Here is a 25,957-nt window from a genome sequence, read left to right as displayed (position 1 = left end):
GCTGCCTCTTTTACCGAGGCAAATTTCTTTTCAATTCAACCGGTTACCTTCCACGCCGAACGTACGCCGGCTTAGCGGGGGCAAAAGGGAGGTCATTGTACACACCGACACAGACGCTCACAAATTTAGCGACGAAATGTCGCAAATCTATGTCGCATTTATGAAAGGTTTAAAGCGATATGCTGTGCTAGTCAAAACTTTTTTAATTCTGACCGCTACGACTCAAAAGCTACTGTGGCGCAGACACCACAAAGCGCGCGGCCTGTAAGGGCAGCACGCACTTGCGGATTTTTTTGAGGTGCCGGGAGGGCGGCCTGGGTAAGGCCGCCGGATCTTCAGCGAGTTGCTGCCAGTTCTTGTTGAACGCTGGCAACAGTGCGAGGCCAAGGTTTACCAGCCTGAACCTTCGCTGGCAAGGCTTTGATGGCAGAATCGGCTGCGGCGCGGCTTGGGAAGCTGCCGTAGGTGATCACGTAGAGAGGCTTGCCGTTGAGCACTTTCTTGAAATAACGGTACTGGCCGCCCTGCTCTTTGACGAACGCCTGAGCGTTGGCTTCGGAGCTGGTGCCGAGGATCTGTACCACAAAGTTGCCGGTAGGCTGGCTGCTGTACCAGCTGCTGCCAGCAGCGCCGGCCTTGGCAACGGTGGCGGCTGGTTTTTCCGCAGGCTTGGCAGCCGGGGCTGGTTTGGCGGCTGGCGCCGGTGCAACAGGCTTGGTCACCGGAGCAGGCTTGGCGGTGGCAACGGTCGGCGCCGGAGTCGGAGCTGGCTTGGCGACCGGAGCAACCGGCGTCGCTGGCACACCGGCCGGTACGCCTGCAGGTGGTGCGGTGGTGGTCACGGTCGGCGGCGTAGCGCTGGAGCCTTCCACCGGCACGCCATCGTCACCTTCGGAGATGCCGCCAGCTTCTTCGGCCAGCGGGCCGCGCATCACAGGTTGGCCGACCATCGGCAGGTTGGTCGGTTGGCCGGAGTTGGCAAATTCGACGTTTGGCGTGGGCTTGCCCAGTGGCAACTGCGCCTGTTCGGTTGGCGCGCCGGTGGTTGTCGGTGCTTTGTTACGGCCCGGGATCAACCAGGCGGCGGCAACAGCGACCACAACAACGGCGGAAATAGCCAATACGTGCTTCTTAGGCATAGTGAACCCCATCTTTGGACGCTTGACCGCAGAGCGGCTGGCAATCATGGCTTCGATCATGGCATCGCGGGCAACCTGGTTGATGTTTCCAGGCCAGCCATCGGAGCTTTCGTGAATATCAGAGATCTGCGCAGCGGTGAAAAGTTCGATACCCGCCCCGGCGCCTTCAAGGCGCTGTGCCAGGTATTCGCGGGTTTCTTCCTCTTCGTACGGCTGCAACTCGATGACGTGGAACAGCTCCTGCTCACCACTGATCTGCTCCAGATCGGCGATCAGCGACGACTCACCGAACAGGAACACATGCGGGCGACCTTCCGGCGTACCCGCCGCCAGCGCCAGCAGCGCTTCGAGGGCGGACTCGTCGAGCTGCTCGGCATCGTCTACCAGCAGGTAGACTTCCTGGCCGGTCAGGCCCAACTGCACCACTTGCTTGAGAATCGCGTTCGGCTCGGCATTGGAGACGTCCAACGCCTGCGCCACCTGGCGCAGTACGCCGGCCGCATCACCGGCACCGCGGGCCGATACCACCACGCTCTGCACCGATTGTTTGTTGGTGCTGGCCACCAGCGCCTGGCGCAGCAAGGTCTTGCCGCTGCCCAGAGGGCCGGTGACCACCAGCAGCAACTGGCTGTAGCGCGCGAGGTGATGCAACTGCCCAAGCACCGGTTTGCGCTGGGCGGGGAAGAATTTGAAACCCGGCACCCGTGGAGCAAAGGGGTCGTGGCTCAAGTGGTAATGGCCGAGGAACGCCTCGTCGGCATGCAAACTAGTCATCGGGTCTTATTAACCTTTGAGCTGGGCCAGGGCGCGGTAATCCGCTCCCAGCGTGGCCTGTAGAATCTCTTTTGGATAATCGTCGGTCACCACGGCTTCGCCCATGTGGCGCAGCAGTACCAGTCGAAGTCGACCGTCGATCACTTTCTTGTCTATCGCCATATGTTCAAGGAAATCCGCCTCGGTCATCTCCGCAGGCGGAACAACCGGCAAACCGGCGCGCTGGAACAGGCGGATGCCGCGATCACGCTCTTGGGCGCTGATCCAGCCCAGGCGCTGCGACATCTCCAATGCCATCACCGTGCCAGCCGCTACGGCTTCCCCATGCAACCACACACCATAGCCCATGTGCGTTTCGATCGCATGGCCGAAGGTGTGGCCCAGGTTCAGCGTGGCCCGCACGCCGGACTCGCGCTCGTCGGCATTGACCACCAGTGCCTTGGCCGCGCAGGAGCGGGAAATCGCTTCGGTGAGCGCCACCTGGTCGAGGCCGCGCAAGGCGTCCATGTGCTCTTCCAGCCAGGTCAGGAACGGCTCATCGCAGATCAGCCCGTACTTGATGACTTCCGCCAGGCCCGCCGACAACTCGCGCGGCGGCAAGGTGTTGAGGGTAGCGGTGTCGATCAGCACAGCTTGGGGCTGATAGAACGCGCCGACCATGTTCTTGCCCAGCGGGTGGTTGATACCGGTCTTGCCACCCACCGACGAGTCGACTTGGGACAGCAAGGTGGTCGGCACCTGGATAAAGTCCACGCCGCGCTGGTAGCAGGCCGCAGCAAAACCGGCCATATCGCCAATCACACCGCCGCCCAGGGCGACCACGGTGGTTCGACGGTCATGGCGCGCGGTCAGCAGGCCATCAAAGATCAGTTGCAGGGTTTCCCAGTTTTTGTGGGCTTCGCCGTCAGGCAACACCACGGAGATCACCGAGTACGCCGCCAGGCTGCGGCTCAAACGCTCAAGATACAGCGGCGCAACCGTTTCGTTGGAGATGATCGCCACCTGCCGGCCGGCAATATGCGGCGCAAGCAGTTCGGGCTGGTCCAACAGACCTGCGCCAATGTGGATCGGGTAGCTGCGCTCGCCTAGATCGACCTTAAGTGTCTGCATGTGTCCCCGCGTTGAAGATGGAGTGACGACCGGCACTGTCGATATCTCGACACCGCTTGGTGGCTCTACGCCATACCTTACAAGGTGATGGCGCGCCGCCGAGAATAGCGCATTTCGGGCCAGGCTTTAACGGGGTGGCAACCGTTGCAGGCGCTCAAGGATGTCGAGTACGACCATCCGAGGTGGCCGCTCATCGGTTTCTACCACCAGATCGGCGATTTCCCGATACAGCGGATCGCGCAGCGCCAGCAGGTCCCGCAGGGTTTTGGCCGGGTCGGCGGTGCGCAGCAACGGGCGATTGCGATCACGGGCGGTACGGCCCACCTGCTGCTCGACGGACGCGTGCAAATACACCACCCGACCACCGGCATGCAGCGCCCGACGGTTTTCATCGCGCATGACAGCGCCACCGCCGGTCGCCAATACCACGCCATCGCAGCCGCACAGCTCGGCAATCATCGCCTGCTCGCGGTCACGAAAGCCCAGCTCGCCTTCTTTATCGAAGATCCATGGGATATTGGCACCCGTGCGCAATTCAATTTCCTTGTCGGAATCTTTGAATGGCAGGCGCAGCTCTTTGGCCAGCAAACGGCCGATGGTGCTTTTTCCAGCCCCCATCGGCCCTACAAGAATCAAATTTCGCACAGAATCAACGACTCACAGCAATCGCCTGGTTATTCATGATACGCGGAGTCAGGAATACCAGCAGCTCGGATTTTTTCTCCGCCAGCACATCGCGCCGGAAAAGGCGGCCAAGATACGGCACATCGCCCAAAAATGGCACTTTATCTACCACTTTGCTTTGGGTATTGGAGAAAACCCCGCCAATGACGATGGTCTCGCCATCCCTGACCAGAACCTTGGCGTTGACCTCGTTTTTCTTGATCGGCGGCACGTCATTGAGGCGGTTCAGGTAGTCGGGCTCATCCTTGGTGACCTTGACCGCCATGATCACATGGTCGTCGGGGGTGATTTGCGGCGTGACTTCAAGCGACAGCGAAGCCTCTTTGAACGACACCGAGGTGGCGCCCTGGGAGGTGGATTCCTGGTAAGGAATCTCGGTGCCCTTGAGGATGCGTGCAGTCTCTTTGTCGGAGGTGACGACCTTGGGCTGCGAGACGATCTCACCGTTGCCGGTTTTTTCCATGGCAGTCAGCTCAAGGTCCAGCAACAGGTTGTCGGTGATATAGGCGATCCCCAGGCCCGAGGTTCCGGCCAGCGCCCCCAAGTCGACAAAGGGTGAACTGGGCGGGTTTTGCGGCGGCTCGGCGCCGTCTTCCTGCGGCTTGGCAATACCCCCAATGCCGCCGTGGCCGCGTGTGAGCCGCCCACCCCAGCGCACACCCAGGCTTTTGTCGTAGTCGACATTGGCCTCCACAATTCGCGCCTCGATCATGACCTGGCGTACCGGGATATCCAACTGCGCCACGATGCGCCGCAGCTCTTCGAGCCGCTCGCCAGTCTGGTAGGCAATGATGTTGTTGGTGCGGTCATCCACCGCCACCGAACCGCGCTCATCGGTGGCGCCCTCAAAGCCGGTCACCGACTGAAACAGCTTGGCCAGGTCGGCGGCCTTGGCGTAATTGACCTGCAGCAGCTCCCGCCGCAAGGGCGCCAGTTCGGCCATCTGCTTGCGCGACTCCAGCATCAACAGCTCGCGAGCGGCCAATTCATCGGCGGGCGCCACCAGCAACACGCCCGCCTTGACCCGCTTGTCCAAGCCCTTGGTTTGCAGCACCAGGTCCAGCGCTTGGTCCCAGGGCACATCCTTGAGCCGCAGAGTGATCGAGCCCTGCACCTCATCACTGGTCACCAGGTTGAGCCCGGCGACATCGGCGATTTGCTGCAATACCGCGCGCAGGTCGATTTCCTGGAAGTTCAGAGTCAGTTTGGCGCCTGTATAGCTGACCGACGAGGCACTGTCGGGCGGCGGCAGTTGGATCAGGTCCAGGCGATTGGGCACAGCAGCAGCCATCGGTGCCGTGAACGCTATCCATAGCGCCACACCGAAGGACGAGAAGGTCCTTTTCATTGTTTGATTCCGTTATGAGTTGACGTTCAGCACAAGGGTTCGCGGGCGTTGCAACCAAGCGCCCTGTCCATCGGGAAACAGCTCCACCAGCTCGACAGCCGCGTCCTGGATGGCCGTGACCTGGCCATGATCCGGCCCCAGGTAATCACCCACCGCCAGTCGATACACCCTGGCTCCAGCGCGCAGCAAGGCGAAAGCCTGCATACCCCTGGACAGCGTGCCGACCATTTCGAACTGTTCCAGGCGCATACCCTCCAACAGCCCCCGTGGCCGGGTGAAATCCGGTGCAAGAGCGGGCCGGCCAGGCACATGGACTACTTGCAAGGCAGGCGGCTTGAACGGGTCGCGCAGGGACGACGGGGCGTAGCCAAATGGCGGCCCGGGATCGAGTACCTGACGGGCCTTGCCGTTTTGCAGGGTGCCACGATAGGTCTTGGCGAGCATGTTCAGACGCAGCAAGGCGCCCTGATGCCCAAGCGTAACGTCCTGCACGGTAACTACCCGAGGCAACCCACCCAAGGCACCGACAAACGTCGCCAGGTCGTGGTAAGCCCCGGAGGCGCTTATCTGCATGGGTTGTTCGATATAAAGCTGCCGAGGTATTTCATCCAGCACACTGATGCCTTCAACCCACACCCCATGGGCAGCCGCCAGCCGGGCGAGGTCTTCCAGCATGGCTGGCACCTCGGGCTCGCCGGGCAATTGCCCGAGAAGGCTGGCAACATTGTCTTCCATGCTCCGCACCTGCTGGGTGCGCAGTTCAAGGCTGGCGGCCAAGCCGGTCTTTTCTGTGAGTTGCTGCTGCAGCGCCTGCTCCCGCGCCTCAAGCCCGTGCAATCGCTCCCGCTGCGGCCCCCCATGCGAAACTTCACCTATCGCCAGCACCACGCCGGCCAGCGCACAGCCGAGCAGCACCTTGCCCGGCAGGGACCATTTAGCAGCGTTGTCAGAGAGCATGGAAAAATCGAGCCTGGGCAGGCTCATGGTTGCGCCTCGCTGGATTCCCCCTGGCGCACCATCAGCTGGAATTCACTTTCACCGCGCGCACCTTCGGCCTGCACGCGCTGCAGGCGGGTCGAACTGGAGCCCTGGGCTGGCTTGAGCTGCTGCATCAAACGGGCGATATCCTGGTTGCTTTCAGCTGTGCCGCGAATGCTGATGGTGTCGCCGTTTGCGACCACCTCATGCAGATGGACACCTTCAGGCACCGCACGAGCCAATTGCTCGAACAATCGAGCCCCGGAAGAGCGGGCATCATGCAGGTCCTGCACCACCTTCATGCGTTCGGCCAGTTGCTGGCTTCGCTCCTGAAGATCGTCGATGGTCTTGATGCGCGAGTCCTGGGTGGCGATGTGCTCTTCCAGGCGGCTGTTGCGGCTTACCTGCCGGTCTATCGCCTGGTCGATCACTTGATCAGCCAACCACAATGCCGCGAGCGCCACGCAGGCAAACGCCAGCAATAGCACCAACAGGTATTTGCGCCTGCGCTGCGCCAGGGCCTGGCGCCAAGGCAAAAGATTGATTCGTGTCATCCAGCGAAACTCCTCAGGGCCAGCCCGCAAGCCACTCCCATCCCTTGGGCATCCAAGGCCCATTGTGCACCATCGACTCTATGACCCGGCGTGAAGCTGGCAAAATCCTGAAGGCAAGCGCGCTGCAATGCAAACCCTTCTACATCGACCACTCGCGGCACCAGCCCCGCCAGGGCCAAAACCGCCTCGCGCGCTTCGACCTGCTCGCGCAGGCACGCCGCCAGCATCACCTCTACCCACTGCGGGCCTTGAGCCGATGGCCCTTGAACCTGAAAGTCGATGGCCACTTCATCCAATGGATAAGGGATGAACTGGTCGGCTTCCATCTGGACCTTCCAGGCCATTTCCTCGTCGCTGAGGCCGGCGTCCATGTCAATCAGCCGGGTAATCACCGACGGGCCTGCAACCGCCACGGCAGCGTATCGGGCCGAGGACCCCAATCTCGACCGCGCCTGTTGCAGCACCCGCCCCACGGTTTCAAGGTCCAGCAGGGTGCCATCGACCACCGCGTGGGGCGGCAAAACTTGCGTGACGTAGCCCTGGACGCTGAAACCGCCGGATGAACGGCCCAGTTCGATCAACTTGATACCGCTGTCATTGATATCGACCCCCAACACCGTGTCGACTTTTCGCCTGAAATATCCCTTTCCCATAAAACTCCCCAAAACTTTCCCTGTCATACCGGCTGTCATCTCGCCTGATTGCTGCCAGGCACCTTGCATTCGGTCGGCTTGTTCAAGGCTCGCGAATGACGCCCCAAGCCGAAAAATGCTTTAATGCCCAGCGTTTTTTCCCGCTTTTTATCTGCTGCCCGGGTCGATCCATCGTTTGCCATGCATGCCCCGACGCGTAACTCTTTCTTTTCTCTGGAAATCCAAAAGCCTTGATTCGTCTGCTGAAGTTTTTCGGGTACTCCATTGTCGCCATCGTCTGCGGGCTGATGCTCGTATTCAGCGGGGCCTACCTCTACCTTAGTCCGGGTTTGCCCTCCGTAGAGGCCCTCAGAAGTATCCAGTTGCAGATTCCTTTGCGGGTCTACAGCAGCGATGAAAAACTGATCGCGGAGTTCGGCGAAATGCGCCGCACACCGATCCGTTTTGCCGACATTCCGCCCAATTTCATCAGCGCATTGCTGTCCGCCGAAGACGATAATTTCGCCAACCACTACGGCGTAGATCCCAGCAGCCTGGTGCGCGCAGCCACGCAATTGGTAAAAAGCGGACACATTCAATCCGGCGGCAGCACCATCACCATGCAGGTGGCGAAGAACTTCTTCCTTACCAGCGAGCGCAGCTTTTCCCGCAAGGCCACCGAAATCCTGCTGGCGCTGCAGATCGAACGCCAGCTGACCAAGGATGAAATCCTCGAGCTGTACGTCAACAAGATTTACCTGGGCAACCGCGCCTACGGCATTGAGGCCGCGTCGCAGGTCTACTACGGCAAGTCAATTCGTGACGCCAGCCTGGCGCAAATGGCAATGATTGCTGGCCTGCCCAAGGCGCCGTCGCGCTTCAACCCGCTGGCCAACCCGGCGCGCAGTAAAGAACGCCGCGACTGGATCCTGGGCCGCATGTACAAGCTGGGCAAGATCGACCAGGCCGCTTATGAAAGCGCCGTGGCCGAACCGCTGAATGCCAGCTATCACGTGCCGACGCCGGAAGTGAATGCACCCTATATCGCTGAAATGGCCCGCGCCGAGATGGTCGGCCGTTATGGCAGCGAGGCCTACACCGAAGGTTTCCGCGTGACCACGACGGTGCCGAGCAATTTGCAGGAAATCGCCAACCATTCGGTACATGAAGGCCTGATCACTTATGACCAGCGTCACGGCTACCGCGGCCCCGAGTCGCGCCTGCCGGGCAAGACCCTGAGTGCCTGGACCACCGAATTGGGCAAACAGCGTTCGATCAGCGGCCTGGACCCGGCCATCGTTACCCAGGTATCGAAAGACGGCATCCAAGTGCTGACCCGCTCTGGCGAAGCCCATGTAGCCTGGGACAGCATGAAGTGGGCACGCCCGTTCCTGAACACCAACAGCATGGGCCCGATGCCCAAGCAGCCCTCCGACGTGGCCCAGGTGGGCGATTTGATCCGCGTGCAACGCCAGAAGGATGACAGCCTCAAATTCAGCCAGGTGCCGCTCGCCCAGGGCGCCCTGGTGTCCCTGGACCCGCAGAACGGTGCAATCCGCGCGCTGGTCGGCGGTTTTGCCTTCGAGCAGAGCAACTACAACCGCGCCACCCAGGCCAAGCGCCAGCCAGGCTCCAGCTTCAAGCCGTTTGTCTACAGTGCCGCGCTGGACAACGGCTACACCGCCGCCAGCCTGGTCAACGACGCACCAATCGTGTTTGTCGATGAATACCTGGACAAGGTCTGGCGCCCGAAGAACGACACCAACACCTTCCTCGGCCCGATCCGCATCCGCGAGGCGCTGTACAAGTCGCGCAACCTGGTGTCGATCCGCCTGCTGCAGGCGATGGGCGTAGGCAAGACCATCGACTACATGACGCGCTTTGGCTTCGCCAAGTCTGACCTGCCGCCGAACCTGTCCCTGGCCCTGGGTACCGCAACCCTCACGCCAATGGAAATCGCCACCGGCTGGAGCACCTTTGCCAACGGCGGCTACAAGATCGCGCCGTACCTGATCGATAAGATCGAAAGCCGCAATGGCGACACCCTGTTCACCGCCAACCCACCACGGGTACCCGGCGATGTGGTCAATGGCGTGGCCGCCACCGACGGGCTCGCAGCACCGAGCAACGGCGGTATCACCATCGAGCCGACGCCAGGCACGCCAGCGGCCGCAAACGCCGGCGCACCCGCTGAACCGCAAGCGCCAGCAGTTGCCGAGCGCATCGTGGATGGCCGTACCACTTATATCCTCAACAGCATCCTGCAAGACGTGATCAAGAAGGGCACCGGCCGCCGCGCACTGGCCCTGGGCCGTGCGGATATCGCCGGCAAGACCGGTACTACCAACGAATCCAAGGACGCCTGGTTCTCCGGTTACAACGGCGACTACGTGACCACCGTGTGGACCGGCTATGACCAACCGGAAAGCCTGGGCCGCCGCGAATTCGGTGGCACTGTCGCCCTGCCGATCTGGATGAGCTACATGGGCGCAGCCCTCAAGGACAAGCCGCTGCACACCCAGCCGGAACCGGAAGGCATCCTTAGCCTGCGCATCGACCCCATCAGTGGCCGCGCGGCCTCCCCAAGCACACCGAATGCGTACTTCGAGCTGTTCAAGAGTGAAGACACGCCGCCGTCGGTCAACGAACTGGGCAACGGTGTGGTGCCGGGCAGCCCGCTGCCGGCGGATGAAGGCGCGCCGATCGATTTGTTCTGACCTGATCACGCTGATCGGCCGATCGTTCCCACGCTCCGCGTGGGAATGCATCCTGTGACGCTCTGCGTCACGACCTTAAAAGCCGACGCGGAGCGTCCAGGTGGGCATTCCCACGCGGAGCGTGGGAACGATCAGCCATAGGCGCTCGCTACCCACAAAAAAGCCCCGACTGATCACTCAGCCGGGGCTTTTTTGTGGGTGCGCTACAACAGCTTAGCCGTTGAACACATCATCCACGCTTTGCAGCGGGTAGTTCTTCGGATACGGCAGGGTGGCCACACCGGTCTCGATAGCGGCCTTGGCCACGGCATCGGAGATCAGGGTGATCAGGCGCTTGTCCATTGGTTTGGGAATGATGTACTCACGACCGAATTCCAGCTTGGCGCCACCGTAGGCGTCGCACACGTCCTGAGGTACCGGCAGCTTGGCCAGCTCACGCAGGGCGTTGGCAGCAGCCACTTTCATTTCTTCGTTGATGCGCTTGGCGCGAACGTCCAGGGCACCACGGAAGATGAACGGGAAGCCCAATACGTTGTTGACCTGGTTCGGGTAGTCCGAACGGCCGGTGGCCATGATCACGTCGCTGCGGGTGGCGTGGGCCAGCTCAGGAGCGATTTCCGGATCCGGGTTGGAGCAGGCGAACACGATAGGGTTCGGCGCCATGGATTTGAGGCCTTCAGCGCTCAGCAGGTTCGGGCCGGACAGGCCAACGAACACGTCGGCACCGTCGAGGGCGTCAGCCAGGGTGCGCTTGGAGGACGGGTGGGCGAACATCGCCTTGTACTGGTTCAGGTCGGTACGCTCGGACTGGATCACGCCCTTGCTGTCGACCATGTAGATGTTTTCCAGCTTGGCGCCCATGCTGATGATCAGCTTCATGCAGGAAATGGCTGCGGCACCGGCGCCCAGGCAGACGATTTTCGCCTCGCCCAGGGTTTTGCCAGCGATTTCCAGGGCGTTGATCATGCCGGCTGCGGTAACGATCGCGGTGCCGTGCTGGTCATCGTGGAATACCGGAATGTCGCACTGCTCGATCAGGGCCTTTTCAATCTCGAAGCACTCAGGTGCCTTGATGTCTTCCAGGTTGATGCCACCGAACGTGATGGAAATGCGCTTGACGGTGTCGATGAACGCCTGCGGGCTTTCGGAATCGACTTCGATGTCGAAAACGTCGATGCCGGCAAAGCGCTTGAACAGCACGCCCTTACCTTCCATGACTGGCTTGGAAGCCAATGGGCCGAGGTTACCCAGGCCAAGAATCGCGGTGCCATCGGAAATCACTGCAACCAGGTTGCCTTTGCCGGTGTACTTGTACGCCAGCTCTGGGTCACGGGCGATTTCACGTACGGGTTCGGCAACACCAGGGCTGTAGGCCAGCGACAGGTCGCGGGCTGTGGCAGTGGCTTTGGTGAGCTCTACACTCAGCTTTCCTGGACGAGGATTGGCATGGTATTCGAGAGCGGCAGTTTTCAAATCAGACATATCGGCATTCCGCTTTTACTGTTGGTCGACGGACCGCCGAGGATACGCGTGTCGTAAAGTCCCTACAAGACTGGGCAGTCACAGGTGTCAAGGGCCCTGGGCTACGACTTTTGGCCAAGAGCCACGGGATACAAGGGCTCAACTGTTCACAATCGAAATAAAAAATGTCTACAATTTTTTATTCAAAGCGCCGATTTCAGCATGCCAGGGTCGGTTATTGGCAACAGCCAGCGTGCTTGGCCTTTTTTCAGGCTGCCACGGCGGGCGCGATCCTGCACCCAGCCACGCGCCTCCAGGGTGCGGCCTTGCAGACCATTGAGCATGGCCGTATCGAATTGGCTGATCAACTCGGGCGCAATGCGTAATACCAGTGAACCCTGCAGTTCAATCCAGATTCCGCCGCGATTGCGCTCAACCTTGCTGACCCGACCAGCCACCAGGGCAAACCCGGAGCGCTTGAGATTGGCCACGCTTTGCACCGGCGATTGGCGCCACAGGCCGAGCCGTGCCTGGCGAGCGCTGTTTTCGGCCGCCTGCTGGCAGGCAACCAGGTCGACATTCGGCGCGACGCCCACTTGGTACCCCAAGCCCTCGGCCAGCAGTTGCGCCTCCAGGTTCTCGCCATTGGCGCCGTAGAGGTGAGCCAGGGTGCGCCCGTAATGGTCTTTGCCTTCGCGCCCCGGCACCAGGCCGACGCGCCCATCACTGGCCTTGACCAATGCCTGCAGGCGCTGGCGCGCGGCGACGGCAAATGGCTCGTCAGGGCGACCCTTCTTGCCGGTTTCCGGCGCGTTGAGGCCGATCATGCGTACGCTGCGACCATCCTTGAGCCGCACCGTGTCGCCATCCACCACACGCTGCACCTCGACCCGGGCGATGGCCGCCGGGGCGGGGCAGAATGCTTGGGCCTGGGCGGTCGCCAACCAAATCCCAGGCACAAAAAAGGCGCCCACAAGGGACGCCTTTTTCAACAGCGGGTAAAAGCCCATAAGGCTCTTGAACCTTACTCTGCTGGAGTAGCAGGCTTCTTGCCGAAAGCACCAAAGCGATCTGCGAAGCGCTGTACGCGGCCGCCGGTGTCCAGAGTTTTCTGCTTACCGGTGTAGAACGGGTGGCACTCGTTGCATACGTCAGTACCCAGTGGCTTGCACAGGTTCGAACGAGTTTCGAACTTGTTGCCGCAGCTGCAGGTAACTACGATGGTTTCGTACGCTGGATGGATATCGGCTTTCATGGCACTTCCTCAGGCTAGCGTGCCGCCACTCGACACTATTGTCGAATACCGCACGTAATTAGGCCGCGGATTCTACCAGACCTTTTTAATCGCGCAAGCGACGGTAATGGCCGAAAACTCCCTTTCATCAGAAATTCCTGGCACTGCGCCGTCAATGTGGGAGCCGGGCTTGCCCGCGAAGGCGGTGTGTCAGTCACTGCATTTGTTACTGCACCAGCGCTTTCGCAGGCAAGCCAGCTCCCACAGAAGGCTGAGCCGTCCTGGAGATCCGATCCCAGTACTGGAGACGTGACACCCCCGGTCTGCTAGGCTCGCGCCCCTGCGCCACCGCTTGCCTATATAGATGAGACTCCTCGCGTGCCCGACGCCATTTTGCGCCTAGCCCTGCCCTCGCCCCTGCGCCGCCTGTTCGATTACCGGGCCCCGCCCGGCGTGTCGCGTGCGCAGTTGCAGCCGGGCATGCGCGTGCGCGTGCCGTTCGGGCGCAGGGAACTGATCGGTATTCTGGTGGAAGTCACCGACCACAGCGAAGTGCCTGCCGAAAAGCTCAAGCCGGCGATTGCCTTGCTCGACGCCACGCCGCCGCTGCCGCCCGCACTGTTCAAGCTGTGCCTGTGGACCGCGCAGTATTACCAACACAGCCTGGGCGATACCTTGAGCTGGGCGCTGCCTGTGCTGCTGCGCCAGGGCGAACTGGCCGAAGCGCGCCAGGAGCGTTTCTGGTCGATGGTGCCCGGCGCCCGCCTCGACGACCCGCGCATCGCTCGCGCCCCGCGCCAGCGTGAGGCCCTGGCCACCTTGGCGCAGCATCCCCACGGCGTGGCCCACCAGCTATTAAGCAAGCTGATGCTGAGCAAAGACAGCCTCGACCTGCTGCTGGCCAAAGGCCTGGTGCAGGTGGAAATCCGCAAGCACGCCCCGGACCCGCGCCACGAACATTGGCTGGCCCAGCCGGAGTTGCCGCTCAACCCCGAGCAACGCGCCGCGTATGAGGCGATTCGCGCCGGTTTCGACAGTTTCCACGCGTTCCTGCTGGCCGGCGTCACCGGCAGTGGCAAGACCGAAGTCTATTTGCAACTGATCCGCGAGACCCTGCAGGCCGGCAAGCAGGCACTGGTGCTGATCCCGGAGATCAACCTGGGCCCGCAGACCGTGGCGCGTTTCGAACAGCGCTTCAATGCCCGTATCGCCCTGGTGCACTCGGCAGTCAATGACCGTGAACGCCTGGAGTCGTGGCTGGCAGCGCGGGACGGCGAGGCCGACATTATTATCGGCACGCGTTCAGCACTGTTCACGCCGATGAAAAACCCCGGGCTGATCATCGTCGACGAGGAGCACGATGGCTCCTATAAACAGCAGGAAGGTTTGCGCTACCACGCCCGCGACCTCGCGCTGGTGCGCGCCCGCCAGGAAGACATCCCGATTGTGCTGGGCTCGGCAACGCCTTCCCTGGAAAGCCTGCATAACGCCTACACCGGCCGTTACGGGCTGCTGCGCTTGAACGAGCGCGCCGGTGGCGCCAAACAACCGCGCTTCCTGCGCCTGGACGTGAAAAGCCGCCCGCTGGACAGCGGGATTTCCGGCCCGATGCAACAGGCGATCGGCCAGACCCTCGCCGCCGGCCAGCAGGTATTGGTGTTTCTCAACCGCCGCGGCTTTGCCCCAACGCTGCTGTGCCATGACTGCGGCTGGATGTCTGGGTGCGAGCGCTGCGATGCGCGCATGACCGTGCACCAGCGCCACGGCGAGTTGCGCTGCCATCACTGCGGCCATGTGGAACGGGTACCGCGCCATTGCCCGCAGTGCGGCAAGGTGGACCTGCGGCCCGTGGGCGCCGGCACCGAGCGCGCCGAAGAACGCCTGGGCATTCTGTTCCCGGATTACCCGGTGCTGCGGGTCGACCGCGACAGCACGTCGCGCAAAGACGCCATGAACCAACTGTTCACCACCATCCACAAGGGCCAACCGTGCATCCTGGTGGGCACGCAGATGCTTGCCAAAGGGCATCACTTCCCACGGGTGACCCTCGTGTCGATCCTGAATGCCGATGGCGGGCTGTTCTCCGGCGATTTTCGCGCCAGCGAACGCATGGCGCAGTTGATCGTGCAGGTGGCGGGGCGCGCCGGGCGGGCCGAAGAGCCAGGCCGGGTGATTATCCAGACGCACCTGGCCGACCACCCGCTGCTGATTCAACTGACGGAACAGGGCTACTTTGCCTTCGCCGAACAGGCCTTGAGCGAACGCCGCGCCGCTGGCCTGCCGCCCTTTGCGCACCTGGCGCTGCTGCGTGCCGAGGCCCACAAGCCCGGTCAGGCTGAAGGCTTTCTTGATGAAGCCTGTAGCGCCGCCGAACGTTTATTGGGCGAGTTGGCCCTCAGCGGCATCGAATTACTCGGCCCGGTGCCAGCGCCCATGGAGCGGCGCGCCGGACGTTATCGCGCTCAGCTACTCTTGCAGGCAACCTCGCGCGCGCCGCTGCATCGGCTATTAAATCGCTGGATGCTTGAGCTGGAGCAACTGCCCAGCGGCCGGCAGGTGCGATGGTCGTTGGATGTAGACCCGGTAGATTTGTATTGAGGGTAATTACGTCATCGCAGGCAAGCCAGCTCCCACATTATGAAATGTGAATACCCTTAAATGTGGGAGCGGGCTTGCCCGCGAAGAGGCCCGCAGGTCCGCCATATAGTCTGAACGGTTGGCAAGCCCGCCCTCGCCACGGATAATGCCCAGTTTTTCCACCTGCGCATCGCGCGCCGCCGCTTGCGGTCGAAAGAGAACACCATGAAAGACACCATTCGCCAGCTGATCCAACAAGCCCTCACCCAACTCGTCAACGAAGGTGTGTTGCCTGAAGGCCTGTCGCCGGCGATCCAGGTGGAGAACACCCGCGACAAGACCCATGGCGACTTCGCCAGCAACATCGCGATGATGCTGTCCAAGCCCGCCGGCATGAAACAGCGCGACCTGGCCGAAAAAATCATCGCAGCCCTGCCGGCTGACGCCAGTGTCACCAAGGCCGAAATCGCCGGCCCTGGTTTTATCAACTTCTTCCAGAACACCCAGGCCCTGGCGTTGCGCCTGGATGCCGCCCTGGCCGATGCCCGCATCGGTGCTCGCAAGGCCGGCGACAGCCAGCGCGTGGTCATTGACCTTTCGGCGCCGAACCTGGCCAAGGAAATGCACGTGGGCCACCTGCGCTCCACCATCATTGGCGACGGCGTGGCACGGGTGCTGGAGTTTCTCGGCGACACCGTGATCCGCCAGAACCACGTGGGCGACTGGGGTACCCAGTTCGGCATGCTGATGGCCTACCTGCAAGAAAACCCGATCACCAGCAACGAACTGGCCGACCTGGAAAACTTCTACCGTGCCGCCAAAAAGCGGTTCGACGAGTCTGAAGAGTTTGCCGACCGCGCCCGGGGCCTGGTGGTCAAGCTGCAAGCCGGCGACGAAGAGTGCCTGGCGCTGTGGAACCGCTTCCGTGAAATTTCCCTGTCCCACTGCCAGGAAATCTACGAGCTGCTCAACGTGAAACTGACCATGGCCGACGTGATGGGCGAAAGCGCCTATAACGACGACCTGATCAACGTGGTCAACGACCTCAAGGCCAAGGGCCTGCTGGTCGAGAGCAACGGCGCCCAGTGCGTGTTCCTCGAAGAATTCAAGACCGCCGACGGCGAGCCGCTGCCGGTGATCATCGTCAAGGCCGATGGCGGCTACCTCTACGCCACCACTGACCTGGCCGCCGTGCGTTACCGCAGTGGCGTGCTCAAGGCTGACCGTGCGCTGTACTTCGTCGACCAGCGCCAGGCCCTGCACTTCCAGCAGGTGTTCGAAGTGGCGCGCCGCGCTGGTTTCGTCACCCACCCGATGCACATGGAGCACATGGGCTTTGGCACCATGAACGGCGCCGATGGCCGCCCCTTCAAGACCCGCGACGGCGGCACCGTGAAGCTGATCGACCTGCTGACCGAAGCCCAGGAGCGTGCCTACAACCTGGTGAAGGAAAAGAACCCGGAGCTGGCCGAGGCCGACCTGCGCAACATTGCCCGCGTGGTGGGCATTGGCGCGGTGAAATACGCCGACCTGTCCAAGCACCGCACCAGCGACTACAGCTTCAACTTCGACCTGATGCTCAATTTCGAAGGCAACACCGCACCGTACCTGCTGTACGCCTACACCCGCGTGGCCGGGGTATTCCGCAAACTGGGCAAGGACTTCAGCGAAGTCCAAGGCCAGATCGCGCTGGACGCCGCCCATGAACAGGAACTGGCGGCCAAGCTCGCGCAATTTGGCGAAGTGCTCAACAGCGTTGGCGAAAAAGGCACGCCGCACATCCTGTGCACCTATTTGTACGAAGTGGCCGGCCTGTTCTCCAGTTTCTACGAGAACTGCCCGATCCTGACCGCCGACGACGAAGCCCAGAAACAAAGTCGCCTGCGCCTTGCCGCATTGGCTGGACGCACCCTCAAGCAAGGCCTGGAACTCTTGGGCCTGGAAACTCTGGAGCGTATGTAAGTTGGCTGCCAAGAAAAAACCTGCACCCAAGCGCGGCGCCAGCCGCTACCAGGCCCCGGCGAAGCAACCGATTCCGGGTTGGCTGTGGATGGCCATCGGCCTTACGGTCGGCGCATTTATCGTGTTTCTGATGAAGCTGGAGCCCGGCCAGGGCGATGACGTCAAGCGCGTCAAACAGGAGCAGCAAAAGGCCACGAAAATCGCCGAAGCCAACAAGACCGCGCCGAGCCCGACTGCACCGGTAAAGCCCAAGTACGACTTCTACACGCTGCTGCCGGAGTCGGAAGTGATCGTGCCGCCTGACGCCGTGCCGGAAAAAACCCTGCCGACGCCACAGGTGCCGACCACGCCGGTAACCCCAGCAGAAGCGGCGAAAATCGACACCGCGCGCGCCCAGGCCGCGCTGGCCGGCATCACGCCGCCGCCAGCACCGCCCGTGGCAGCCACCAAGGCTGCGCCGGTGACCAAGTTCTTCCTGCAAGCGGGTTCGTTCCCGAAACAGGCGGATGCGGACCGTGTACGCGCACAGATCATTCTGTTGGGCCAGTCGGTATCGGTGGAGTCTGGCACGGTGAAGGACGCGACCTGGTATCGCGTATTGGTGGGGCCGTTCAGCAACCGTGAACAGCTGACCGTGGCGCAAAAGCAATTGGCCGGCGCAGGGTTTAGCAACCTGTTGTTACAACAACGCCAGAGCCGCTGACGCATACCCACTGATCGTTCCCACGCTCCGCGTGGGAACGTGCCCCTTGACGCTTTGCGTCACAGAGCAGGCGCAGAGCGCCCAAGGCGGCATTACCACGCGGAGCGTGGGAACGATCACCACTCGTCCGCCCTGCCTTCCTACGGTTGAAATCCCCCTCGCCACCCCCATATGAGTTTCCATCAGGGCATTTTCGCCCCGCTGCGTGGAGACTCTCCCCTTGACCACCATCGTTTCAGTACGTCGCCACGGCAAAGTTGTCATGGGCGGCGACGGCCAGGTTTCCCTGGGCAACACCGTGATGAAAGGCAACGCCAAGAAAGTGCGCCGCCTGTACCACGGCCAGGTGCTTGCCGGCTTCGCAGGCGCAACCGCCGACGCCTTTACCCTGTTCGAGCGTTTCGAAGGCCAGCTTGAGAAACACCAGGGTCACCTGGTGCGCGCCGCTGTGGAACTAGCCAAAGAATGGCGCACCGACCGCTCCCTCAGCCGCCTGGAGGCCATGCTCGCGGTTGCGAACAAAGACGCTTCCCTGATCATCACTGGCAACGGCGACGTGGTTGAACCCGAGCATGGCCTGATCGCCATGGGTTCCGGCGGCGGCTACGCCCAGGCTGCGGCCAGCGCGCTGTTGAAGAAAACCGACCTGTCGGCCCGTGAAATCGTCGAGACCGCCCTGGGTATCGCTGGCGATATCTGCGTGTTCACCAACCACAACCAGACCATTGAGGAGCAGGACCTCGCCGAGTAAGCCCTGGGCTTATTCAGGCTTGAGGCCGCCAAACACTATGTCCATGACTCCCCGCGAAATCGTCCATGAACTCAATCGCCATATCATCGGCCAGGACGATGCCAAGCGCGCCGTTGCCATTGCGCTGCGTAACCGCTGGCGCCGGATGCAACTGCCGGAAGAACTGCGCGTTGAAGTAACGCCCAAGAACATCCTGATGATCGGCCCCACCGGCGTGGGTAAAACCGAGATCGCCCGGCGCCTGGCCAAACTGGCCAATGCACCGTTCATCAAGGTCGAAGCGACCAAGTTCACCGAAGTCGGCTATGTGGGCCGCGATGTCGAGTCGATCATTCGTGACCTGGCTGACGCCGCCCTGAAGATGCTGCGCGAACAGGAAGTAACCAAGGTCAGCCACCGCGCCGAAGACGCCGCTGAAGAGCGCATCCTCGACGCCCTTTTGCCACCGGCACGCATGGGTTTCAACGAAGACGCCGCACCGGCTACCGATTCCAACACTCGCCAGCTGTTCCGCAAGCGCCTGCGTGAAGGCCAGCTGGATGACAAGGAAATCGAGATCGAAGTGGCTGAAGTGTCCGGCGTGGATATTTCTGCCCCGCCTGGCATGGAAGAAATGACCAGCCAGCTGCAGAACCTGTTCGCCAACATGGGCAAGGGCAAGAAGAAAAGCCGCAAGCTCAAGGTGAAAGAGGCGCTCAAGCTGGTGCGCGACGAAGAAGCCGGGCGCCTGGTCAATGAGGAAGAACTCAAGGCCAAGGCCCTGGAAGCGGTCGAGCAACATGGCATCGTGTTTATCGACGAGATCGACAAAGTGGCCAAGCGCGGCAACTCCGGCGGCGTGGATGTGTCCCGCGAAGGCGTGCAGCGCGATTTGCTGCCGCTGATCGAGGGCTGCACGGTCAACACCAAGCTGGGCATGGTCAAGACTGACCACATCCTGTTTATCGCCTCCGGTGCTTTCCACCTGAGCAAGCCCAGCGACCTGGTGCCCGAGCTGCAAGGCCGTTTGCCGATTCGGGTGGAGCTCAAGGCGCTGACGCCGGGCGACTTCGAGCGCATCCTCAGCGAGCCGCATGCCTCGCTCACCGAGCAGTACCGCGAGTTGCTGAAAACCGAAGGGCTGGGTATCGAATTCCAGGCAGACGGGATCAAGCGCCTGGCGGAGATCGCCTGGCAGGTCAACGAGAAGACCGAGAACATCGGTGCCCGTCGCCTGCATACCTTGCTTGAGCGCCTGCTGGAGGAAGTGTCCTTCAGCGCCGGCGACATGGCCGGTGCGCAGAATGGCGAAGCGATCAAGATCGATGCCGAGTATGTGAACAGCCACTTGGGCGAATTGGCGCAGAACGAAGACTTGTCTCGTTATATCCTGTAAGCCTCACTCAATGTGAGAGTGGCTTGTGTGGGAGCTGGCTTGCCTGCGATAGCATCACCTCAGTGTTCCTGAAACACCGAGGTGCCTGCATCGCGGGCAAGCCCAGCTCCCACATTGGTCCCTCTCACATTTTGAGCCGGTTCCTACAGGGTTATCTCCAATGTCGAAATTTCCTACCGCAGTAAACCTGCACAAAACCTCCAACACCCTCGGCCTGACCTACGGGCCGGATGAAACCTACCAGTTGCCCGCCGAATTCCTGCGGGTGCACTCACCTTCCGCCGAGGTCCAGGGCCACGGCAAACCCATCCTGCAATTCGGCAAGCTCAACGTCCGGTTGATCAAGCTGGAACCGGCCGGCCAGTACGCACTGAAATTGACCTTCGACGACGGTCATGACAGCGGACTGTTCACCTGGGACTACCTCTATCAATTGGCCGTACGTCAGGAGGCTTTGTGGGCCGACTACCTGGCCGAGCTCAAAGCCGCTGGAAAAACCCGCGATCCGAGTGAGTCGGTCGTGCGGCTGATGCTCTAGCCCAAGGGTCTTGCTGTTTAGAGCGCATTTTCTAATTTCATCTGCTTGAATGCCCTGTCGCGTGGCCAACGATTGGCCCGCTTGCGAAAAAAAATAAACTCGGGTAACCAATGGAGCTGGCAAGTTCCCTGCATTTGACGATGCGGTATCAACGGTCACCCGAGTCGCAGTACCAGGCTGGTGTCGTGTATCGAAATTGGGTGCGCAGCAATCGCCGGTACTCGTCTTTCGGACAATGGAGCGTCGTAGATGAGTAACAAGAATAACGATGACTTGAAACGCCAGGCCTCGGAAAACACCCTGGGGTTGAACCCGATCATCGCGTTACGCAAAAAGGACTTATTGGCCTCGGCCAAGATGGTGCTGACCCAAGCCATCAAGCAACCGTTGCACAGCGTCAAGCACGTCGCCCACTTTGGCGTTGAATTGAAGAATGTGATGTTCGGAAAATCCGCACTGGTGCCCGAGGGCGACGACCGTCGCTTCAACGACCCGGCCTGGAGCCAGAACCCGCTCTACAAACGTTATTTGCAGACTTACCTGGCGTGGCGCAAGGAACTTCACGACTGGATCGACGACAGCAACCTGTCGGCACAAGACATCAGCCGCGGCCACTTCGTGATCAACCTGATGACCGAAGCCATGGCCCCCACCAACAGCGCGGCCAACCCGGCGGCGGTCAAACGCTTCTTTGAAACCGGCGGTAAAAGCCTGCTCGACGGCCTGTCCCACCTGGCCAAGGACATGGTGCATAACGGCGGCATGCCCAGCCAGGTCAACATGGGCGCCTTCGAAGTCGGCAAGACCCTGGGCACCAGCGAAGGCGCGGTGGTGTTTCGCAACGATGTGCTGGAGCTGATCCAGTACAAGCCCATTACCGAACAGGTACACGAACGCCCGCTGCTGGTGGTGCCGCCGCAGATCAACAAGTTCTACGTCTTCGACCTGTGCCCGGATAAAAGCCTGGCGCGCTTCTGCCTGCGCAATGGCCAGCAGACCTTTATCGTCAGTTGGCGCAACCCCACCAAGGCACAGCGCGAATGGGGGCTGTCCACCTATATCGAGGCGCTGAAGGAAGCGGTCGAGGTGGTCACGGAGATTACCGGCAGCAAAGACGTGAATATGCTCGGCGCCTGCTCCGGCGGCATCACCTGCACCGCGCTGTTGGGCCACTACGCGGCGCTGGGGCAGAAGAAGGTCAACGCCCTGACCCTGCTGGTGAGCGTGCTGGATACCACCTTGGACACCCAGGTGGCGCTGTTTGTGGATGAACAGACGTTGGAAGCGGCCAAGCGCCACTCTTACCAGGCCGGCGTGCTGGAAGGCCGTGACATGGCCAAGGTCTTTGCCTGGATGCGCCCCAACGACCTGATCTGGAACTATTGGGTCAACAACTACCTGCTGGGCAACGAGCCGCCGGTATTCGACATCCTGTTCTGGAACAACGACACCACCCGCTTGCCGGCGGCGTTCCATGGCGACCTGATCGAACTGTTCAAAAACAACCCACTGGTACGCCCCAACGCTCTGGAAGTGTGCGGCACGCCTATCGACCTCAAGCAGGTCACCGCCGATATCTATTCCCTGGCCGGCACCAACGACCACATCACGCCGTGGCAGTCCTGCTACAAGTCAGCGCAGTTGTTCGGTGGCAAGGTCGAGTTTGTGCTGTCCAGCAGTGGGCATATCCAGAGCATCCTCAACCCGCCGGGCAACCCCAAGGCGCGTTACCAGACCAGCGAGGGCTTGGCCGGCAGTGCGCTGGAGTGGCAGGAAGATGCGACCAAGCACACCGATTCGTGGTGGCTGCATTGGCAGGTGTGGCAGGCGGAACGGGCGGGGAAACTGAAAAAAGCCCCGACGACATTAGGCAATAAAACCTATGCCGCCGCCGAAGCGGCGCCGGGTACCTATGTACATGAACGCTAGGCATTCTTGTGATTGAAATGAGATCAGATGTGGGAGCTGGCTTGCCTGCGATAGCAATGGGCCTGCTCACTAATCGCGGCCTGAAAGAATGCCATCGCAGGCAAGCCAGCTCCCACACTGACCGAGTTCCTACAGACCAATAGCACCACTTCACAGGGCTTGAGCATGCCGCAACCGTTCATCTTCCGTACCATCGACCTGGATGGCCAGACCATCCGCACGGCGGTGCGTCCGGGCAAGCCGCACTTGACGCCCCTGCTGATCTTCAACGGCATCGGCGCCAACCTTGAGCTGGTGTTTCCGTTCGTCCAGGCCCTGGACCCGGACCTGGAAGTGATCGCCTTCGACGTGCCCGGCGTGGGCGGTTCCTCGACGCCGAACCGGCCCTACCGTTTCCCCGGCCTGGCCAAGCTCACCGCACGCATGCTCGACTACCTGGACTACGGCCAAGTGAACGCCGTGGGCGTGTCCTGGGGCGGCGCGCTGGCCCAGCAGTTCGCCTATGACTACCCCGAGCGCTGCAAGAAATTGATCCTGGCAGCCACCGCAGCCGGTGCCTTCATGGTGCCGGGCAAACCGAAAGTCTTGTGGCTGATGGCAAGCCCCAGGCGTTATATCCAACCGTCCCATGTGGTGCGCATTGCGCCGATGATTTATGGCGGCTCGTTCCGCCGTGATTCCAAACTGGCCGCCGAACACGCCAGCAAAGTGCGCTCGGCCGGCAAGCTGGGTTACTACTGGCAGTTGTTTGCCGGGTTGGGCTGGACCAGCATTCACTGGCTGCACAAGATCCGCCAGCCCACCCTGGTGCTGGCCGGCGACGATGACCCGCTGATCCCGCTGGTCAACATGCGCCTGCTCGCCTGGCGCATCCCCAATGCACAGTTGCACATCATCGATGACGGCCACCTGTTCCTGATCACCCGGGCCGAAGCCGTGGCGCCGATCATCATGAAGTTTCTCGAAGAGGAGCGCCTGCGCGCCGTGATACATCCGCGACCGGCGGTGTGAAGGAACACACCACCGCGCAACTTGCCAGGAACCGACTATGGTTCTGGATTGGCGTGCCTGCTTGATGTCTTGACGAAGGAGTGTTGGCTCATGCGAGAAAGACCCGTGACGAACCCGGCGCCCACCCCCGCTACGTTCATCAACGCACAAAATGCGATCACCGGCCTGCGTGGCCGGGACTTGCTGTCGACCCTGCGTACCGTGGCCGCGCATGGCCTGCGCAACCCGGTGCACACCGCCCGCCACGCCCTGGCCCTGAGCGGCCAACTGGGCCGCGTGCTGCTGGGTGAGACCGTGCACGAACCCAACCCCAGGGACCATCGCTTCAGCGACCCCACCTGGAAGCTCAACCCGCTGTACCGCCGCAGCTTGCAAGCCTATCTGAGCTGGCAAAAACAGACACGGCAGTGGATCGATGACAGCGCCCTCAGTGACGATGATCGCGCCCGCGCGCAGTTCGCCTTCGCCCTGCTCAACGATGCCGTGTCCCCTTCCAACACCCTGCTCAACCCGCTGGCGATCAAGGAGTTGCTCAACTCCGGCGGCAACAGCGTAGTGCGTGGCGTGAGTAATTTGTTCGAAGACCTGCTGCACAACAACGGTTTGCCGCGCCAGGTCAGCAAGCACGCTTTCGAAGTGGGCAAGACCGTGGCGACCACGCCCGGTTCGGTGGTGTTTCGCAATGAGCTGCTGGAGCTGATCCAATACAAGCCCATGAGCGAAAAACAGTACGCCAAGCCACTGCTGGTGGTGCCGCCGCAAATCAACAAGTACTACATCTTCGACCTGAGCCCGGCCAACAGCTTTGTGCAATACGCGCTCAAAAACGGCCTGCAGACCTTTATGGTCAGCTGGCGTAACCCGGACGTGCGGCATCGCGAATGGGGCCTGTCCACCTACGTGGCGGCGCTGGAGGAAGCGCTCAACGTGTGCCGGGCCATCACCGGCGCCCGCGAGGTCAACCTGATGGGCGCCTGCGCTGGCGGCCTGACCATCGCCGCGCTGCAAGGCCACCTGCAAGCCAAGCGCCAGTTGCGGCGCATCTCCAGCGCCAGTTACCTGGTGAGCCTGCTGGACAGCCAGATCGACAGCCCCGCAACCTTGTTCGCCGATGAGCAAACCCTGGAGGCCGCCAAGCGCCGCTCCTACCAGCAAGGCGTGCTGGATGGTCGCGACATGGCCAAGGTGTTTGCCTGGATGCGCCCAAACGACCTGATCTGGAATTACTGGATCAACAATTACCTGCTGGGCAAGGAACCGCCGGCATTCGACATCCTGTACTGGAACAACGACAACACCCGCCTGCCCGCCGCCTTGCACGGCGACCTGCTGGACTTCTTCAAGCACAACCCCCTGAGCCATCCCGGTGGGCTGGAGGTGTGCGGCACGCCCATCGACTTGCGCAAGGTCGCGGTGGACAGCTTCAGCGTGGCCGGGATCAACGATCACATCACCCCGTGGGATGCGGTGTACCGCTCCACGCAACTGCTGGGTGGCGAGCGGCGCTTTGTGCTGTCCAACAGCGGGCATATCCAGAGCATCCTCAACCCGCCGGGCAACCCCAAGGCCAACTACGTCGAGAACCCCAAGCTGAGCAGCGACCCGCGCGCCTGGTATTACGACGCCCAGCACGTCGAGGGCAGTTGGTGGCCGCAGTGGCTGGAGTGGGTGCAAAAACGCTCCGGTGTACAACGCGAAACTCTCACCGCCCTGGGCAACCAGAATTACCCACCGATGGAAGCGGCGCCGGGCACTTACGTGCGGGTGCGCTGAGCTCAGCGATCAACTTTAAGAAGACTGGATGAAGACCCGCGACCGTATCCTTGAATGTGCCCTGCAGTTGTTCAACCACAAGGGCGAACCGAACGTATCGACCATGGAGGTGGCCAATGAAATGGGGATCAGCCCCGGCAACCTCTACTATCACTTCCACGGCAAGGAGCCCTTGGTGCTCGGGTTGTTCGAGCGTTTTCAGTGTGAGCTGGCGCCACTGCTGGACCCTCCCGCCGATGCGCAACTGGAGGCCGAGGATTACTGGCTGTTCCTGCACCTGATTGTCGAGCGCATGGCCCACTACCGCTTCCTGTTCCAGGACCTGTCGAACCTGGCCGGGCGCTTGCCCAAGCTGGCCAAGGGGATCCGTCACTTGCTCACGGCGCTCAAGCGCACATTGGCGTCATTGCTTGCGCGGTTGAAGGCGGCTGGGCAACTGGTCAGTGATACCCAGGCGTTGGGGCAACTGGTGGAGCAGATCACCCTGACGTTGCTGTTTTCCCTGGATTACCAACGGATTCTGGACCGTGAAGGTGAAGTGCGGGTGGTGGTGTACCAGATCATGATGCTGGTGGCGCCGCATCTGCTGCCGACGGCGCGGCAGGCGACCGAGAAGTTCGCCTTGAAGTACCTGGATGACGTTGATTAAACATGTAGGAGCGAGCTTGCTCGCGAAAAACGTCAACGATAACGGGGGCTTCCTGAAT

Annotated in this window: 21 protein-coding genes; 11 read left to right on the top strand and 10 right to left on the bottom strand. The window is 61.5% G+C overall.

Annotated features, from left to right (window positions below; genetic code table 11):
* Positions 1-335: 335 nt before the first annotated feature.
* The 7 genes from E1K68_RS02895 to pilM all read right to left on the bottom strand — a co-directional run bounded on the left by E1K68_RS02895 (position 336) and on the right by pilM (position 7,240).
* Complete coding sequence (locus tag E1K68_RS02895) at positions 336-1,913, bottom strand: AAA family ATPase (protein ID WP_057709582.1); 1,578 nt, start codon at positions 1,911-1,913, stop codon at positions 336-338.
* 9 nt (positions 1,914-1,922) lie between these two features.
* Positions 1,923-3,023: a 3-dehydroquinate synthase gene (gene aroB, locus E1K68_RS02890; protein WP_032893944.1), complete on the bottom strand. Its 1,101-nt coding sequence runs from the start codon at positions 3,021-3,023 to the stop codon at positions 1,923-1,925.
* A gap of 126 nt (positions 3,024-3,149) precedes the next feature.
* On the bottom strand, positions 3,150-3,668 hold the full coding sequence (aroK, locus tag E1K68_RS02885) for a shikimate kinase AroK (protein WP_003187914.1): 519 nt from the start codon (positions 3,666-3,668) through the stop codon (positions 3,150-3,152).
* Positions 3,669-3,672: 4 nt separating this feature from the next.
* On the bottom strand, positions 3,673-4,998 hold the full coding sequence (locus E1K68_RS02880) for a type IV pilus secretin PilQ family protein (protein WP_212614870.1): 1,326 nt from the start codon (positions 4,996-4,998) through the stop codon (positions 3,673-3,675).
* Between the two features lie 69 nt (positions 4,999-5,067).
* Complete coding sequence (locus E1K68_RS02875; protein ID WP_212613754.1) at positions 5,068-6,039, bottom strand: pilus assembly protein PilP; 972 nt, start codon at positions 6,037-6,039, stop codon at positions 5,068-5,070.
* Positions 6,036-6,587, bottom strand: a complete 552-nt coding sequence (locus E1K68_RS02870) for a PilN domain-containing protein (RefSeq protein WP_003187909.1) — start codon at positions 6,585-6,587, stop codon at positions 6,036-6,038. The genes E1K68_RS02875 and E1K68_RS02870 overlap by 4 nt, the downstream gene beginning before the upstream one ends.
* Positions 6,584-7,240: a type IV pilus assembly protein PilM gene (gene pilM, locus E1K68_RS02865; protein ID WP_032900974.1), complete on the bottom strand. Its 657-nt coding sequence runs from the start codon at positions 7,238-7,240 to the stop codon at positions 6,584-6,586. Before pilM ends, E1K68_RS02870 begins: the two co-directional genes overlap by 4 nt.
* A 230-nt stretch (positions 7,241-7,470) precedes the next feature.
* Here pilM and E1K68_RS02860 point away from each other — a divergent pair, with 230 nt between their 5' ends.
* Positions 7,471-9,936 (top strand): penicillin-binding protein 1A, encoded by a 2,466-nt coding sequence (locus E1K68_RS02860; RefSeq protein WP_003187907.1) that lies wholly within the window; start codon positions 7,471-7,473, stop codon positions 9,934-9,936.
* 213 nt (positions 9,937-10,149) lie between these two features.
* Here E1K68_RS02860 and E1K68_RS02855 read toward each other — a convergent pair whose 3' ends face one another.
* The 3 genes from E1K68_RS02855 to rpmE all read right to left on the bottom strand — a co-directional run bounded on the left by E1K68_RS02855 (position 10,150) and on the right by rpmE (position 12,652).
* Positions 10,150-11,418, bottom strand: a complete 1,269-nt coding sequence (locus tag E1K68_RS02855; protein WP_003187906.1) for a malic enzyme-like NAD(P)-binding protein — start codon at positions 11,416-11,418, stop codon at positions 10,150-10,152.
* A 182-nt stretch (positions 11,419-11,600) separates the two neighbouring features.
* The gene (locus E1K68_RS02850; protein ID WP_003187905.1) at positions 11,601-12,407 is read right to left on the bottom strand and encodes a thermonuclease family protein; all 807 of its coding nucleotides are present in this window, start codon (positions 12,405-12,407) and stop codon (positions 11,601-11,603) included.
* 14 nt (positions 12,408-12,421) lie between these two features.
* Positions 12,422-12,652, bottom strand: a complete 231-nt coding sequence (gene rpmE / locus E1K68_RS02845; RefSeq protein WP_003187904.1) for a 50S ribosomal protein L31 — start codon at positions 12,650-12,652, stop codon at positions 12,422-12,424.
* A gap of 357 nt (positions 12,653-13,009) precedes the next feature.
* Between rpmE and E1K68_RS02840 the strand changes: the two genes are divergently transcribed.
* The 10 genes from E1K68_RS02840 to E1K68_RS02795 all read left to right on the top strand — a co-directional run bounded on the left by E1K68_RS02840 (position 13,010) and on the right by E1K68_RS02795 (position 25,899).
* Entirely contained in the window at positions 13,010-15,229 is a 2,220-nt protein-coding gene (locus E1K68_RS02840; protein ID WP_212613753.1) for a primosomal protein N', read from the top strand.
* 204 nt (positions 15,230-15,433) lie between these two features.
* Entirely contained in the window at positions 15,434-17,170 is a 1,737-nt protein-coding gene (gene argS, locus E1K68_RS02835) for an arginine--tRNA ligase (RefSeq protein WP_212613752.1), read from the top strand.
* A gap of 1 nt (position 17,171) precedes the next feature.
* Positions 17,172-17,873 (top strand): SPOR domain-containing protein, encoded by a 702-nt coding sequence (locus E1K68_RS02830; RefSeq protein ID WP_003187899.1) that lies wholly within the window; start codon positions 17,172-17,174, stop codon positions 17,871-17,873.
* 220 nt (positions 17,874-18,093) lie between these two features.
* Entirely contained in the window at positions 18,094-18,624 is a 531-nt protein-coding gene (gene hslV, locus E1K68_RS02825; protein WP_003171209.1) for an ATP-dependent protease subunit HslV, read from the top strand.
* Between the two features lie 37 nt (positions 18,625-18,661).
* On the top strand, positions 18,662-19,999 hold the full coding sequence (gene hslU, locus E1K68_RS02820) for an ATP-dependent protease ATPase subunit HslU (protein WP_094774367.1): 1,338 nt from the start codon (positions 18,662-18,664) through the stop codon (positions 19,997-19,999).
* 160 nt (positions 20,000-20,159) lie between these two features.
* Positions 20,160-20,537, top strand: a complete 378-nt coding sequence (locus tag E1K68_RS02815; RefSeq protein ID WP_003187897.1) for a DUF971 domain-containing protein — start codon at positions 20,160-20,162, stop codon at positions 20,535-20,537.
* Positions 20,538-20,786: 249 nt separating this feature from the next.
* Complete coding sequence (phaC, locus tag E1K68_RS02810; protein WP_034134705.1) at positions 20,787-22,466, top strand: class II poly(R)-hydroxyalkanoic acid synthase; 1,680 nt, start codon at positions 20,787-20,789, stop codon at positions 22,464-22,466.
* A gap of 165 nt (positions 22,467-22,631) precedes the next feature.
* Entirely contained in the window at positions 22,632-23,477 is an 846-nt protein-coding gene (phaZ, locus tag E1K68_RS02805) for a poly(3-hydroxyalkanoate) depolymerase (protein ID WP_003187895.1), read from the top strand.
* Positions 23,478-23,567: 90 nt separating this feature from the next.
* Positions 23,568-25,250: a class II poly(R)-hydroxyalkanoic acid synthase gene (phaC, locus tag E1K68_RS02800; protein ID WP_003187894.1), complete on the top strand. Its 1,683-nt coding sequence runs from the start codon at positions 23,568-23,570 to the stop codon at positions 25,248-25,250.
* A 28-nt stretch (positions 25,251-25,278) separates the two neighbouring features.
* Positions 25,279-25,899 carry a TetR/AcrR family transcriptional regulator gene (locus tag E1K68_RS02795; protein WP_212613751.1) on the top strand — a complete coding sequence of 207 codons (621 nt, stop codon included), beginning with the start codon at positions 25,279-25,281 and terminating at the stop codon, positions 25,897-25,899.
* Positions 25,900-25,957 lie beyond the last annotated feature (58 nt).

The organism is Pseudomonas sp. B2021 (assembly GCF_018135665.1).
Lineage (GTDB): Bacteria > Pseudomonadota > Gammaproteobacteria > Pseudomonadales > Pseudomonadaceae > Aquipseudomonas > Aquipseudomonas lactis.
The sequence above is the reverse complement of the archived record's forward strand: the minus strand, read 5'-3'. Positions and strand labels throughout refer to the sequence as shown.